Genomic DNA, 14,859 nt, shown 5'->3' on the forward strand with positions numbered 1-14,859 from the left:
CGATTCTGGCGCTTCATTCAGAGCGTCGACAGATCGATCGCCTGCAACAGCTCGGGGGCAAATCCGGCAATGCTCAACAGGGTCGGCATTTTTTCTGCGAACCCCTGAAAGCTGTGATCGCCGCCGGCCTCGATGCGCAAGGCACAGGCCCGATAAAACGCCTGCGCCCGTTTGTAATCCAGCGTCTCGTCACCGGTTTGCAGCCACACCTGAATGCGCTGCGGATCCTGTGGCGCGGGCACTTCAAGCTCTGCCAGCGCATCCACGTGATCGTGCGTCAGCTCCCAGCTTTCGCCGGTGTAGAGGTTCGTTTGGGTGCCCAGAAAACCGTCGAACAGCTGGTGTGGATTCACTGCTGGATTGATCAACACAGCCTTGAGGCCATGTCGCTCAGCCAAGTGAGTCGCATAGTAGCCGCCGAGGGAGCTGCCGACCAGTAATGGCCGCCCGCCCAGTTCGTCGATGGCGGCTTCCAGCTGGGCGATGGCCTGGCGCGGATGATGATGCAGCTCCGGCACGCGCAGTTGCTCACTCAGACCAAGACGGTTCATCAGCCCGGACAGCTGCGTGGCCTTCTTCGACATCGCCGAGCTGTTCAGGCCATGTATATAAAGCAGTGTCGAGTGATCGTGATTCACGCCGTGGCCTCCAGAAGCTGCGAGTCGGGGTGAAAGCCGACGTTCTGGCTCTCACAGGGCAAAGCCACGCAGTTTACAGGGACAACAGCGTGAAGACTCGTTCGATGATGATTTACCGCGAATTCAGGACGTTTCCTTCAATAGCCAGCGCCACTGAGGTCCACCTCAAACAGATTCGGATCGATGCGCGACACCCCCGTTTCGATCTGCCCATCGTCGAGCAGGCGCAGCCAGCGGTAACCAGGGGCCAGCGAATCAAGGGCGAAATCCATGCTGTTCGGTGCGAATTGAATGCAAGTGGAAGGTGAAGCCATTAGACGGACACCTTGGCGAGCCTGATCGAACTCTTGATGCACATGACCCCAGAGCACTGCGCGCGTTTGTGGAAAACGCTCCAGCACGGCAAACAGCGCATCGGGATTGCGCAGGCCGATTGGCGCCATCCATGCCGCGCCAATGGGTACTGGGTGGTGATGCAAGCAGATCAGATGATGACGCTCCGGCGCTTCGCTCAGGGCCTGCGCGAGCAATTGCAGCTGCTTGTCCTCCAGATAGCCGGGAACGGAGCCTGAAACCGCCGAGTCCAGCATCGTGATGCGCCAGTTACCGACATCGACGACCGGGTCCAGGAGTTCGCTGCCCTGAGCTCCTATCGCCATCTCGCGAAGTTCGTCGTGATTGCCGGGAATCCAGCGCTTCGGCGCATCCAGTCGGTCGCTTTCAGTCCGAAACGCCTGATAAGACTCGACCGAGCCATCCTGCGACAAGTCGCCGGTGGCGAGCACCAGATCGATGTCGGGTTGCTCGGCGAGCACCAGATCGACCACAGCCTTGAGGCTGTCGCGGGTTTGCATGCCCAGCAGTTGGCCGTCCGCTTCAGCGAACAGGTGACTGTCGGACAGTTGAACCACCAACACGGAGGACGGGTTTGAAGGTGCGCTCGGCAATGGCCATCTCCTTGAGCAGGTATGGCCGGATTATGGTGTCTGATTGTTACGACGGCAAACCCGGAACAGCGTGGCAGTTCTCATTTGCGCAACAGACTACGGGAAACCAGCGCCTCCCCTGCAGGCTCGCCGTACGCCCGGACTTAGCGAACCGCCTCAAACTCATGACCGCACGCCAGACAATGACTCAGCCATTCACCCAAGAACAGATTCAACTGGGCCTTTTCGTCCGGCTGGTGCATGTCGGCGTTGGGGTACGGATAGATCCCCCGGAAACGGCGCGCATGTTCGGCGCCGATGACTTCGGCCATGCGGGCGTCGTGGTAGACCTGCACCTCTAGGACGGGCACGGGCAGCCAAGGCAAGCTGTGCTCCTGGCGCACGAGCAAGGTCGAGGTGTACGGGCAGTTCTGCACCACTTCAACCGCCAGCACGCCCAGCATTTGATCGCCTTGAGTAACAGCCACCCGGCGAGAGCGTTGTTCATTGCGCATGTCAGGTAACAGACGCATCAAGCGCGCGTAGTTCGCCTCACAGGCTGCTTGCAGCCCGGCGAGGTCGACACGGTAGCGCTCGCGCAGAAGATTCACGACCACAGCCCCCTGATTTCGGCGCGATTCAGCGCCAGCCACTGTATTGCGATGATAGTTGCCGCATTGACGATGCGTCCGTCTTTTACGGCTTGCATCGCGTCATCGAACGACCAGACCGACACACGGATGTCTTCGGCCTCTTCCTCCAGCCCATGCACCCCACCTGCCCCCGCGCTTTCGCATTTGCCCAAGTAGAGGTGAACGAATTCATTGCTGCCACCGGGCGACGGAAAGTATTTGGTGATCGGCCACAACGCGCTGAAGACAAGCCCAGCTTCCTCTTCTCCTTCGCGGTGAGCAACCTCCTCGGGCTGCTCTTTTTTATCGATCAGCCCGGCGACCATTTCGATCAGCCAAGGGTTGGGATGCTTGCCGACGACGCCGACCCGGAACTGCTCAAGCAGAACCACTTCGTCGCGCTTGGCATCGTAGGGCAGCACGCACACCGCATCATGACGCACGAACAGCTCGCGCTTGATTTCCGGCCCCATGCCGCCGTCGAACAGCTCATGGCGCAGGTGCAGACGGTCCAGTTGGTAGAAGCCCTTGAAGCAGGTTTCGCGGTGGACGATCTCGTGCTTCGTGGGTGTCGATTTAGCGGTATCGGTCATAGATTTCTCACTGCAAAGCACTTGTGACTTCGCGCCATCCTAACGTGCTGCCACGCGGGATGCAGCCCCTGGACTTGGCAAATCCGGCACTCAGGGTAGACGAAGGCAGGGGAATGGCACTCTAATCCGCCCAATGGCGAACTGATTGCGCCACAGACAGTCGAAGCCTGTTGCCGTTACCCCTCTGTGATGGCCCTTTATGGCCCTTATATGCCAACGCCAAGGATCACCATGTCGTTTCTGAAAATCGTTTCAATGGCCTGCCTGGCCCTGATACTGGGTGCCTGCCAGAGCTTTTTCGAACCCAACATGCGAAAGCCGCTGACCGTTCAGCGCGACGCGTCCGAGCTGATCAAGCCGGGCTGCACCACGGATGACTGCCCGTTGGTGAACATCGACACTGTGCACTTTCCGGATGAACCGAAGCTGGACGGCATCGTGCAGCGCACCCTGCTGCAATTGACCCGCAGCGACACCGACGGCCCTGTGCCGCCGACGCTCAAGGCCTATCAGGAGCAGTTCCTCGCCCGAGCCCCGGCGCGCAACGCCAGCTATTTGCAAGCGAAAGTACGCGAGCAGCATGACGGTCTTGTGGTGGTTGAGCTGTCGAGCTACCTCGACGCTGGCGGCGCCCATGGCGACCCAGGCCGCGCGTTCATCAACTATTCCCGTCAACAGCAACGCGTGCTGACGCTGGCCGACATGCTGGTGCCAGGCCAGGAAGCGGCCTTCTGGGCTAAAGCGGAGCTGGCACACCAGGCCTGGCAAATCAGCGTCAAGCTGGACAAGGACACCGAGTTCCAGAAGATGTGGCCATTCAAGCGCACTTCCAACGTCGCCCTGACGTACGGTGCCGTGATCCTGAAATACCCGGTCACCACCATCGCTCCGTACGCCATGGGCCACATCGAGCTGAAGATTCCGTATCCGCAGCTCAACGGCATCCTCAAACCGGAACTGTTCCCCGGTCGGAGTTGATCGCCTTGCTCAGCGCCAGTTGCAGCACGCCAGCCACGATGAGGGCTGGCAGTGTTGCACCGACGTTGGGGTAAAGGTTCGCCAATACGTGGTAAGTCGCGATGCCGCCGACCCACGCCAGCAGCGTCATCCAGCGCAAACCCACCGTCGCGGTGCCATGGCTGCGGCGGCGCAGGATGAAGTGATCCACCAGCACTACGCCAAACAGCGGCGCGAACACAGAGCCGATCAGCAGCAGGAAGTTCTGGTACTGCGCCAAGGGTGCGAAGCAGGCGATCAGCGTGCAGATCACGCCGATAGCCAGCGCCAGATGTTCGACTTTGGCTTTCAACAGAATCCCGCTTGAAACCGCTGCCGAGTGAATGTCGGCGAAGGCGTTTTCGGACTCGTCGAGCAAGATCAGCAGCAGCGGAATGCCCATCCCTGCCCCGGCCAGTGCCAACAGCAGCGCATTCGCTTCACCGCTCGGCGCGAACGCGAGGGTGTAGGCGACGCCCAGGGTCATCAGCCAGAAGTTGCCGATAAAGAAGCCCAACACCGTGCCGCCGAACACGCCGGTGCCGCGTTTGCCGAAGCGTGAATAGTCGGCGATCAGAGGCAGCCACGACAGCGGCATGGCGATGGCGATGTCGAAACCCACGGCAAACGGCAGCGAGCCATCGCCCGCTCGCGACCAGAGTGCGGCGAGATCAGCCTTGGCGAACAGGTTCCAGGTCAGCCAGACGCACGCCGCCAGCAACAGCCAGATGCCCCACTTGCGCAGGATCTGCCGCACAAAGGTGAGCGGGCCACTGACCGCCAGCAGGGTTGCCAGGCCGCCGAACAGCAGCGTCCAGAGCAGCGGGCTTGTCCACAGGCTGCCTTCATTGAAAGCGCCCGCGGCGAGCAGACTGGCCGCATCGCGCATGACGATGATCTCGAAAGACCCCCAGCCCACCAGTTGCAACAGGTTGAGAATCGCTGGCACGCCCGCGCCTTTGGTGCCAAGGCTAAGCTTGAGCGCGGCCATCGACGACAGCCCGGTGTCGCTGCCAATCACGCCCACGGCGGCCAGCAGCAGAACGCCGACCAGGGTGCCGAGGAAGATCGCCAGCATCGAGCCGGACATGCCCAAACCCGGTGCCAGCAACGCGCCGGTTTGCAAGACCATCAGGCCGATGCCGAGGGAGAACCACAGGGAAAACAGATCACGCCCGCCGAAGACCCGCTTGCTGGCGGGGACGGGGATGTCGGGTGAATAGGTGCTGGGTGTGTTCACATTAAGATCCCTGGAAAAGCAGTGATGAGCTTCAAGCTACAAGCTGCAAGTAAGAGCAAAAGCGGATCTGCGGCGGCTTGTAGATTGCCGTTCGCGGCCAGATCAAAAGAAGCAGTGGAAAGCCTCAAGCGGCAAGCTACACGTTTGAAGCCAAAGCAGATCTGCTTTGGCTTCTAGCTTGCAGCTCGCCGCTCGCCGCTCGTGGCTAGACTTTCTTGTAAAGCTGGCTGCCTTCCTGCTTGAACCGCTCGGCCTGCTCGCGCATGCCTTCGGCCACCGACAGGTCCACCGCTTCGATTTTCTGGTTGGCCGCGTACTCGCGGACTTCCTGGGTGATTTTCATCGAGCAGAATTTCGGCCCGCACATGGAGCAGAAATGCGCGACTTTGGCCGAGTCTTTCGGCAGGGTTTCGTCGTGGTACGAACGTGCGGTGTCCGGGTCCAGACCGAGGTTGAACTGGTCTTCCCAACGGAATTCGAAGCGCGCCTTGCTCAACGCGTTGTCGCGAATCTGCGCACCCGGATGGCCTTTCGCGAGGTCGGCGGCGTGGGCGGCGATCTTGTAGGTAATGATCCCGGTCTTTACGTCGTCTTTGTTCGGCAGGCCCAGGTGTTCTTTCGGCGTGACGTAGCAGAGCATCGCGCAGCCGAACCATCCGATCATCGCCGCACCAATGCCCGAAGTGATGTGATCGTAGCCCGGCGCAATGTCGGTGGTCAGCGGGCCAAGGGTGTAGAACGGCGCCTCGTCGCAGCACTCCAGCTGCTTGTCCATATTCTCTTTGATCAGTTGCATTGGCACGTGGCCGGGGCCTTCGATCATGCACTGCACGTCGTGCTTCCACGCGATCTTGGTCAGCTCGCCAAGGGTTTCCAGCTCGCCGAACTGCGCTTCGTCGTTGGCGTCGGCAATCGAGCCCGGACGCAGGCCATCGCCCAGCGAGAAGCTGACGTCGTAGGCCTTCATGATTTCGCAGATTTCGTCGAAGTGGGTGTAGAGGAAGTTTTCCTTGTGATGCGCCAGACACCACTTGGCCATGATCGAACCGCCCCGTGACACGATGCCGGTGACGCGCTTGGCCGTCAGCGGCACGTAGCGCAACAGCACGCCTGCGTGGATGGTGAAGTAATCGACGCCCTGCTCTGCCTGCTCGATCAGCGTGTCGCGGAACAGCTCCCAGGTCAGGTCTTCAGCGACGCCGTTCACTTTCTCCAGCGCCTGATAAATCGGCACAGTGCCAATCGGCACCGGCGAGTTGCGGATGATCCACTCGCGGGTTTCGTGAATGTGCTTGCCGGTGGACAGGTCCATGACGGTGTCTGAGCCCCAGCGAATGCCCCACGTCAGCTTCGCCACTTCTTCTTCGATGGACGAACCCAAAGCACTGTTGCCGATGTTGCCGTTGATCTTCACCAGGAAGTTACGGCCGATGATCATCGGTTCCAGTTCGACGTGGTTGATGTTGGCCGGAATGATGGCACGGCCACGGGCGATTTCTTCGCGCACGAATTCGGCGGTGATCTCTTTCGGGATGCTCGCGCCGAAGCTGTGGCCGGCGTGTTGCTGCTTCAAAAGACCGGCAGCGCAGGCCTCTTTCAGCTTCATGTTTTCGCGGATGGCAACGTATTCCATCTCGGCGGTGATGATGCCCTGACGCGCGTAGTGCATCTGGCTGACGTTGGCCCCGGCTTTGGCGCGGCGCGGGTTGCGCACGTGGGCGAAGCGCAGTTTGGTCAGCTCGGCATCGGCCAGCCGCTGTTGCCCGAAGTCGGAGCTAAGGCCGTCGAGACGTTCGGTGTCGCCACGATCATTGATCCAGGCCGAACGCACGTCGCCCAGGCCTTTGCGTACGTCAATGACGACGTTGGGGTCGGTGTACGGGCCCGAGGTGTCGTACACGCAGACCGGCGCGTTGATCTCGCCGCCGAAGTCTGTGGGTGTCACATCGAGACTGATTTCACGCATCGGCACGCGGATGTCCGGCCGGGAGCCTTGAACATAGATTTTTTGCGAGCGGGTGAACGGCTGCACCGACCCCGAATCGACTTGGGCGGATTCACTCAGATTGGCGTTTTTTAGTGTTGTACTCATCACGGGCTCTCCAGACATCATCCAGCGGCGGATTGATTTGTCGGAGCGTGAGCCTGATTCGAACGGACGGATGCACCCTGAGACGACACGGATGCTGAGGATCGTAACACGAGGACTGTTCAAAAATTGAACAAAGACGACCCCGGACGACGCTCAAGAGGACTCGCCGGGAGACGAGAAATCTTGTTCCCTACGCAGGCGCTAACCTGATCAGGTTCAACGGGATCCGGATTATCCGATCTCAGCCTCATAGCAAGGCACCCCGACAAGAACGGCGCCAGTCTAGACGCGTGACGGGGCAAACGCCAAGCGAGGAATTCAAACGCTTGTTAAATGGCCGATATGGCGGATTGTTGTAGGGATCGCGCGGAACTACACTCGCTACGCGACGCCAAAAGCCGTCTGCACTGAATCAGCGACAACAACTACTAGGGAATGTCTATGCTGCGCAACTTTTCACTGGCCATTGCCGTGTCGTGTGCGTCGAATGCAATGGCCGGGGCAGCGGACTTGCCTCTGCCGACCAAGACCGGACTGGTCAGCGTCTACCAGGAAGCCGTCAACAATAACGCCGACCTGGCTGCGGCCCGCGCCAGCTATGACGCGCAGAAAGAAATCGTGCCCCAGGCCCGCGCGGGTCTGCTGCCGAACATTTCCGGCGGTGCCGACGTGAACAACACGCGCACCAAGATCGACGAGCCGTCTGCCGTGATCAATCGCAGCGGCACGGTTTATCGCGCGACCCTGAGCCAGCCGATTTTCCGCGCCGACCGCTGGTTCCAGCTCAAGGCCGCCAAGGACGTCAACGAACAGGCGATCCTGCAACTGTCGGCCACCGAACAGAACCTGATCCTGCAAAGCGCCGAAGATTACTTCACGGTGCTGCGCGCCCAGGACAATCTGGCCTCGACCAAGGCGGAAGAAGCGGCATTCAAGCGCCAGCTGGATCAGGCCAATGAGCGCTTTGACGTAGGCCTTTCGGACAAGACCGACGTGCTGCAAGCCCAGGCCAGCTATGACACCGCTCGCGCTGCACGCATTGTCGCCAAGCGTCAGGTGGACGATGCGTTTCAGGCCTTGGTGACCCTGACCAACCGCGAATACAACGCCATCGAAGGCATCGTGCATACCTTGCCAGTGCTGGCACCGACGCCAAACGACGCCAAATCTTGGGTCGATACCGCCTCGCAACAGAACCTCAACCTGCTGGCCAGCAACTACGCTGTCAGCGCCGCCGAAGAGACCCTGCGCCAACGCAAGGCCGGTCATGCGCCGACCGTCGATGCCGTCGCCCAATACGAAAAAGGCGACAACGACCCGCTGGGCTTCACCAACCCAAACTACACCGGTCAGAGTTTTCACGGCAGCGTCGAACAACGCACCATCGGTCTGCAAGTGAACATCCCGATCTACAGCGGCGGCCTGACCAGCTCGCAAGTGCGCGAAGCCTACGCCCGCCTTGGCCAGACCGAGCAGCAACGCGAAGGCCTGCGCCGTCAGGTGGTGGAAAACACCCGCAACCTGCACCGCGCCGTGAACACCGACGTCGAGCAGGTCCAGGCACGCAAACAGTCGATCATCTCCAACCAGAGCGCGCTGGAAGCCACGGAAATCGGGTATCAGGTGGGCACACGTAACATCGTTGACGTGCTGGACGCGCAACGCCAGCTGTACGCCTCGGTGCGCGATTACAACAACACCCGCTACGACTACATCCTCGACAACCTGCGCTTGAAACAGGCGGCGGGCACGTTGAGCCCGGGGGATTTGCAAGATCTGTCGCGCTTCCTCAAACCGGATTACAACCCGGACAAAGACTTCCTGCCGCCGGATCTGGCGAAAGAGGCGGCGAAGAATTTTGAAAGGCCGTCGGAGCGGTAAGTTGCCCACCCTTTCGGGCGGGTAACACACATTCTTGTAGGAGCCGGCTTGCTGGCGAACCCGGTGTGTCATTCAGCACAAATGTGTCTGCTCCACCGCATTCGCCAGCAAGCCGGCTCCTACAGATCATGCCCAGGTCTGAAGAATCAGGTTGGAATCAGATCAACCGCCCGATCCCATCCAATAACTTCTGCAGCGCCCCCTGATTAGCCTTCATCACCGCCAATCCCGCATCGGCCATCGATTTTGCCTGCTCAGGCTGTTCGATCAACCGCTGCACCACCGCTGCCAATCCCGCTGCATCGCTCACCTCTTCCAACGCCCCGGCATTACGCAACAGGGCGGCGATTTCGAGGAAGTTGAACAGGTGGGGGCCGCTCAGGACAGGTTTATCCAGTGCTGCAGGTTCCAGCAGGTTATGCCCGCCGTTGGGCACGAGGCTGCCGCCGACGAAGGCGATGTCAGCCAAGGCATACAGAAACAGCAGCTCGCCCATGGTGTCGCCCACCAACACCGATGTCGTATTCGTCACAGGCTCGGACGTCGAACGCCGAACGCTGGAAAAGCCCTGCTGCTGGCTCATTTCGAACACGCTGTTGAAGCGTTCGGGGTGACGGGGCACCAATATCAGCAGCGCGTCGGGCCGGGTTTTCAGCAATTGGCGATGGGCTGACAACACCACCTCGTCCTCACCGGCGTGTGTACTGGCCGCGATCCATACCGGGCGGTTCGTGGTCTGCCAATCCGCCCGCTGCTGCGCCGCCCGCCCCAGCAATTGCGGGTCGATGGTCAGGTCGAATTTGATCGAGCCGGTGACCGTCACGCATTCCGGGCGAGCGCCGAGGTCACGAAAGCGCTGGGCTTCCGTTTCTGTCTGCACAGCGATCAGGCTCATTTCGGCAAGCATTGGACGGGTCAGTTTGGCGAATTTTCCGTAGCCTCGCGCCGAACGCTCTGACAACCGCGCGTTCGCCAATACCGTCGGAATACCCCGTTTCGCACACTGGTGAATGTGGTTGGGCCACAGCTCGGTTTCCATGATCACACCGATCTTTGGCTGGACATGGTCGAGAAACCGCCCCGCTGCCCACGGAAAATCGTACGGCAGGTAGCAATGCTGAATCCGAGGCTCGTTGGCGAACATCGACTGGATGCGCTCGGAGCCGGTCGGCGTCATGCAAGTGATGGTGATCGGCAATTCGGGATAGCGCGTCAGCAAGGCGCGAATCATCGGCGCGGCGGCAATGCTTTCGCCCACTGAGACTGCGTGGACCCAGATGCCACCCTTCTGCATCGGCGGCAATCCACGGGCAAAACGCTCGCCAATACGTTGTGCGTAAGCCGGGGCTTTGCGCGCCCGAAGCCACAAGCGCAACGCGATCAAAGGCAGGCCGAGGTGAAACAGGAATGTGTAGAGAGTTCTATTCATGGGCGCGGAGTTTATCAGCCAATGGCCTTCAAATGATGGGTGAAACATTCAGCGAGCCAGCGTGCGGCTGGCCCCAGTGGCTCGTCGCGGCGCCAGACCATTTCAACGACCAGCGCGGGTGGCGTCCATTCACTGCTCAGTTCGAGCATCTGATTTTGGTAGGTCGGGTATTGCACCACATGGCGCGGCAGCCAGGCCCAGCCCAGGCCGCGCATCAACAGCTCGGCCATGGCGTAAAAACTGTCAGCGCGCCAGACCTGCGGGCTGATCTGTTCGCCGCCGGGGTAGCCGCTTTGTTGCGGGGTGATCAGCAACTGCCGATGCCGCGCCAGTTTCTGTCGGGTGATGGCGGTTTCGCTGGCTAACGGATGCGTAATCGCACAAACCGTGACCATCTCCACGCTGCCGAGCACGCGCCGTTCGAGGGCTTCGGGCATTTGCTCGTGATGGAACAGCAGACCGAGGTCGGCCTTTCGCTCCAACAGCTTGCGCGCCACATCGCCCTGAGCACCGCTGGCCAGTTGAACCTCAACGCTGGGGAAACGCTCGTCTAGCGCTTCGAGACTGTCCAGCACCGGCTGATAGGGCATTGCTTCATCCAGGGCCAGCCGCAAACGTGCTTCTTGCCCGCGCATCAGGGCCATGGCACGGCCGTCGAGCCGGTCGCATTGCCGCAACAATTCCCGCGCCTCTTCGAGCAAGGCACTCCCCGCTTCTGTCAGGCGAGGCTGGCGTCCGCTGCTGCGATCGAACAGGCTCACCCCGAGGTCGGTTTCCAGCATCGCAATCGCGCTGCTGACCGCCGACTGCGCACGCCGCGACTCCCTCGCCACGGCGGAAAACGAACGCTGCTCAGCCACACTGACAAACAGACGGATCTGTTCGAGGCTCCATTCCATGACCTGCCAACCTATCAGCCTTTGAGATAGGTAATGACTTTACCCCATCTGAGCAACGGCTAAAATCGCCGTCATTGAAGAATGCATCTGCCCTGAGGGTTATCGCCATGTCCGCCTACTACCTGCTCGCCATCGCCATCTGCGCCGAAGTGATCGGCACTGTTTCCATGAAAGCCGTCAAAGGCCTGAGCACCCCGCTGCCGCTGCTGTTGGTGATCGTCGGTTACGCCGTGGCGTTCTGGATGCTGACCCTGGTGGTGCGCACGATTCCGGTGGGCGTTGCCTACGCGGTCTGGGCCGGAATGGGCATCGTCATGGTGAGTATTGCGGCGCTGATCATCTACGGTCAGAAACTCGACCTCCCTGCCATCGGCGGCATGGCCATGATCGTGGCGGGCGTGGTGGTGATTCAGCTGTTCTCCAAAACGGCTGGCCATTAAGAGGGCATGAAAAGCGGGTGATGGAGAAGCTGCTTCCCTTATAATGGCGCGATTCGTTTCGTCACCTGAGGTCTCCATGCCATCTGCTATCTCCACTGACGTCCTGATTGTCGGCGCGGGCGTTGCCGGTCTCTGGCTCAATGCGCGGCTGCGTCGCCAGGGGTTTTCGACAGTGGTGGTGGAGAACGCCAGCCTCGGTGGCGGGCAGACGTTCAAGTCGCAAGGGATCATTCACGGCGGCGCCAAGTACGCGCTGCACGGTGCGCTGTCCGGTGCCTCCGAGGCCATCGCCGACATGCCCCGCCGCTGGCGCGAGGCGCTGGACGGCAAGGGTGAACTGAATCTGTCGGGGGTTCGGTTGCTCTCCGAAGCCCACTACCTCTGGTCGCCAGGCACCATCGCCGGCAATCTCACCAGTTTTTTCGCCAGCAAGGCCGTGCGCGGTCGTGTGGATCAGGTGAAGGGCAACGATCTGCCTCCCGCTCTGCAAGACCCGCGCTTCAAGGGCAAGGTCTATCGCTTGGCCGAGCTGGTGATCGACGTGCCGAGCCTGGTGCAGAAACTCGCTGAACTCGCCGGAGACAGCCTGCTGGCAGGCGAAAAAATCGAGCCGCTGCTGCACGAAGGCGAACTGGTGGGCTTGCGGGTCGACGACCGTGATATTCATGCCCAGCGCGTGGTGCTCAGCGCAGGCGGCGGCACGGCCGATCTGCTCAAGGCACTGAACGTCAACCAACCGGCCATGCAACGGCGCCCGCTGCACATGGTCATGGTCAAAGGCCCGACACTCAAGCCGCTGTACGCCCATTGCCTGGGCGGCGGACCGAAACCGCGCATCACCGTGACCACGCACCCGGCTGCCAATGGTGAGTGGGTCTGGTACCTGGGCGGGGACATCTCCGAAGCCGATGGCGTGGCTCGCGAACCGGCCGAGCAGATTGCTTTTGCCAAGAAAGAGCTCGCGCAATTACTGCCGTGGGTCGATCTGAGCCAGGCGCAATTCGCCACGTTGCGGGTAGACCGCGCCGAGCCTCAGCAGACCGGACTGGTCCGCCCCGACAATGCGTTTCTCGACGTGCAGGGCCGTCTGATGGTGGGCTGGCCGACCAAACTCGCCCTCGCGCCTGATTTCGCTGACCGCGTGCTGGCTTCGCTCTCCCGTGATGACATTCACCCGATCCCACAGCCGCCGTATCCGAATCTGCCCAAACCGCCACTGGCCGTACCGGCGTGGGATGAGCTGCTGCCATGAAGACCCTGCACGATCTGCATCGACCACTGGGCGGCCTCGGCATCGACGTGTCTCCCATCGGCTTGGGCACGGTCAAGCTGGGTCGTGATCAGGGCGTGAAATACCCGAACGGTTTCACCATTCCCGACGACGACGAAGCGCGCATGCTGCTCAAGCTGGCACGGGACTTGGGCATCAACCTGATCGACACCGCTCCGGCGTATGGCCGGAGCGAAGAGCGCCTCGGCCCATTGTTGCGCGGCCAGCGTCAGGATTGGGTGATTGTCAGCAAGGTGGGGGAAGAGTTCGAAGCGGGTCAATCGAGTCATGACTTCAGCGCCGCGCACACGCGGATGTCAGTGGAGCGCAGCCTCAAGCGTCTGGAAACCGACTTCATCGACTTAGTGCTGGTGCACTCCGATGGCAACGATCTGCACGTTCTTAACGAATGCGACGTGTATCAAACGCTGGCTGAACTGAAGCGCGAAGGCAAGATTCGCGGCTACGGCTTTTCCGGCAAAACTGTCGAGGGTGGGTTGCTGGCTTTGCAGGAAGGCGACTGCGCCATGGTCACGTACAACCTCAATGAACAGGGCGAAAAGCCTGTGCTGGACTACGCTGCTGTCCACGGTAAAGGCATCCTGATCAAAAAGGCGCTGGCCAGCGGGCACGTCTGTCTGAGTCCCGGCGTCGATCCGGTGCAGGCCAGTTTCGAATTGCTCTTCCAGCATCCTGGCGTCACCGGTGCTATCGTCGGAACGATCAATCCACTGCACCTGTCCCACAACGTGACCACTGCTGCTGCCGTGCTACATAACCCGCTTCTTAGTCGCTCCTGATGACAGGCGGCCGACCCCAACGCAAGAAGGAGCCGATATGCCGCGAACCCTGATAAGAAAGAACCCCAGTAACTTCAAGACCCTGCCCCTGTTCGTCGAAGCCACCCCCGAAAGCCTGAGTTACCAGAGCGTCGGGATGCCGCTCAATTTCTCCCAGACCCTGCAACGCCGTCGCAAGATCGAGGTAGAGGACAGCGAGCGGTTTTCGACTGAACTGGCGAACCTCGGTGTCTCGGTACGGCTGACGCTGAATTGGCAGAATCGGGACTATTGGGTGCTGGTGCGCCAACGCCGTCAGGACCGGGGCGACGTGGTACTGAAGCTGATTTCCGGTTACGTCCCGGCCCATGAGCTGAATCTTCCATTGCACACGGCGATTCAGGAAGTGGCCGAAGAATGCCTGATCGAAACCCCGCAAGGCTGGCTGGGCGGGCGTTTCAACGATACCTGGCTGCCCGCGCCTTACGCGGCTGCGCTGCATTATCGCGAGGCCATGCCCTTTCGCCTGAGCCCTCTGTCTGGCGCTGCCCGTCCGGTGCGCTGTGGCGCCATGACGCTGATCGAACGCCCTCGCGCTTATGTTCATCTGCCGACGGCCTCGTTGCAGTTGATCTACGACATGCGCCTGGAAGTGCCGAAAGAGGCCCGTCCGCTGAGCCTGTTTCACGTCGATGAGGCGCTGGAAAACGATCAACTCGTTGCCCGGCTCAATCGCAGCAAACCCGATCTGTACCTGATGCCGCTGGAGAACGGCTCGCCGCTGCCAGAGTTGTATACGCTCAAGAACGACAAGCTCACGCCTGCGGGAACCCGGGGGCTGTACCTGGCCGAAAGCTTCGCGGCGCAGGAAGGCTGGGTGGTGCGTGAAGAGCGGATTCGCTGGAAGGACTGGCTGTTGCAGCAAGGGATGGTGCCGCCGAAAGCGAAGAAGACCGGGATCAAGCGCCGGTTGAAAGTGGGGGCGAAGCAGCTGCTGCGCATTGCGCGGCAGAAGCTGCATAAGTCATAGGTCCAGGACGCCGC

The 14,859-nt window shown here is 60.8% G+C and carries 14 protein-coding genes and 1 riboswitch; of the genes, 6 read left to right on the forward strand and 8 right to left on the reverse strand.

The features are described 5' to 3' along the window. Positions 1–17 precede the first annotated feature (17 nt). The 4 genes from GVN17_RS14905 to GVN17_RS14920 all read right to left on the reverse strand — a co-directional run bounded on the left by GVN17_RS14905 (position 18) and on the right by GVN17_RS14920 (position 2,789). A complete protein-coding gene (locus GVN17_RS14905) occupies positions 18–584 on the reverse strand; it encodes a YqiA/YcfP family alpha/beta fold hydrolase (protein ID WP_218576238.1) in 567 nt (188 codons plus the stop codon). 191 nt (positions 585–775) lie between these two features. Beyond that, positions 776–1,585 (reverse strand): 3',5'-cyclic-AMP phosphodiesterase, encoded by an 810-nt coding sequence (cpdA, locus tag GVN17_RS14910; RefSeq protein ID WP_166596035.1) that lies wholly within the window; start codon positions 1,583–1,585, stop codon positions 776–778. 143 nt (positions 1,586–1,728) lie between these two features. Further along, a complete protein-coding gene (locus GVN17_RS14915; RefSeq protein ID WP_081563841.1) occupies positions 1,729–2,181 on the reverse strand; it encodes a DUF1249 domain-containing protein in 453 nt (150 codons plus the stop codon). Then, the gene (locus tag GVN17_RS14920) at positions 2,172–2,789 is read right to left on the reverse strand and encodes an NUDIX domain-containing protein (protein ID WP_166596036.1); all 618 of its coding nucleotides are present in this window, start codon (positions 2,787–2,789) and stop codon (positions 2,172–2,174) included. Before GVN17_RS14920 ends, GVN17_RS14915 begins: the two co-directional genes overlap by 10 nt. A 231-nt stretch (positions 2,790–3,020) precedes the next feature. Here GVN17_RS14920 and GVN17_RS14925 point away from each other — a divergent pair, with 231 nt between their 5' ends. Next, the gene (locus GVN17_RS14925) at positions 3,021–3,767 is read left to right on the forward strand and encodes an RsiV family protein (protein ID WP_166596037.1); all 747 of its coding nucleotides are present in this window, start codon (positions 3,021–3,023) and stop codon (positions 3,765–3,767) included. Here the strand turns inward: GVN17_RS14925 and cytX are convergent. Then, on the reverse strand, positions 3,736–5,025 hold the full coding sequence (gene cytX / locus GVN17_RS14930; RefSeq protein WP_166596038.1) for a putative hydroxymethylpyrimidine transporter CytX: 1,290 nt from the start codon (positions 5,023–5,025) through the stop codon (positions 3,736–3,738). The two genes, GVN17_RS14925 and cytX, sit on opposite strands and share 32 nt — an antisense overlap. Before the next feature lie 205 nt (positions 5,026–5,230). Beyond that, entirely contained in the window at positions 5,231–7,117 is a 1,887-nt protein-coding gene (thiC, locus tag GVN17_RS14935) for a phosphomethylpyrimidine synthase ThiC (protein WP_166596039.1), read from the reverse strand. A gap of 170 nt (positions 7,118–7,287) precedes the next feature. Then, positions 7,288–7,392: riboswitch (TPP riboswitch) on the reverse strand. A 166-nt stretch (positions 7,393–7,558) separates the two neighbouring features. On the opposite strand from thiC, the gene GVN17_RS14940 reads away from it, so the two are divergent. Further along, positions 7,559–8,998, forward strand: a complete 1,440-nt coding sequence (locus tag GVN17_RS14940; RefSeq protein ID WP_166596040.1) for a TolC family outer membrane protein — start codon at positions 7,559–7,561, stop codon at positions 8,996–8,998. Positions 8,999–9,155: 157 nt separating this feature from the next. Here GVN17_RS14940 and waaA read toward each other — a convergent pair whose 3' ends face one another. Beyond that, positions 9,156–10,427, reverse strand: a complete 1,272-nt coding sequence (waaA, locus tag GVN17_RS14945; protein WP_166596041.1) for a lipid IV(A) 3-deoxy-D-manno-octulosonic acid transferase — start codon at positions 10,425–10,427, stop codon at positions 9,156–9,158. Between the two features lie 14 nt (positions 10,428–10,441). Further along, complete coding sequence (locus GVN17_RS14950) at positions 10,442–11,326, reverse strand: LysR family transcriptional regulator (RefSeq protein WP_166596042.1); 885 nt, start codon at positions 11,324–11,326, stop codon at positions 10,442–10,444. Positions 11,327–11,433: 107 nt separating this feature from the next. Between GVN17_RS14950 and GVN17_RS14955 the strand changes: the two genes are divergently transcribed. The 4 genes from GVN17_RS14955 (at position 11,434) to GVN17_RS14970 (ending at position 14,845) form a co-directional block, all read left to right on the forward strand. Beyond that, on the forward strand, positions 11,434–11,766 hold the full coding sequence (locus GVN17_RS14955) for a multidrug efflux SMR transporter (RefSeq protein WP_166596043.1): 333 nt from the start codon (positions 11,434–11,436) through the stop codon (positions 11,764–11,766). 76 nt (positions 11,767–11,842) lie between these two features. Further along, on the forward strand, positions 11,843–13,018 hold the full coding sequence (locus GVN17_RS14960) for an FAD-binding oxidoreductase (RefSeq protein ID WP_166596044.1): 1,176 nt from the start codon (positions 11,843–11,845) through the stop codon (positions 13,016–13,018). Further along, a complete protein-coding gene (locus GVN17_RS14965; RefSeq protein WP_166596045.1) occupies positions 13,015–13,836 on the forward strand; it encodes an aldo/keto reductase in 822 nt (273 codons plus the stop codon). Before GVN17_RS14960 ends, GVN17_RS14965 begins: the two co-directional genes overlap by 4 nt. A 37-nt stretch (positions 13,837–13,873) precedes the next feature. After that, positions 13,874–14,845 carry a metal ABC transporter ATPase gene (locus tag GVN17_RS14970; protein WP_166596046.1) on the forward strand — a complete coding sequence of 324 codons (972 nt, stop codon included), beginning with the start codon at positions 13,874–13,876 and terminating at the stop codon, positions 14,843–14,845. The last annotated feature ends 14 nt before the right edge of the window (positions 14,846–14,859 follow it).

Origin of the sequence: Pseudomonas sp. SLFW, assembly GCF_009905615.1 — a bacterium.
Classification (GTDB): Bacteria; Pseudomonadota; Gammaproteobacteria; order Pseudomonadales; family Pseudomonadaceae; genus Aquipseudomonas; species Aquipseudomonas bambusae.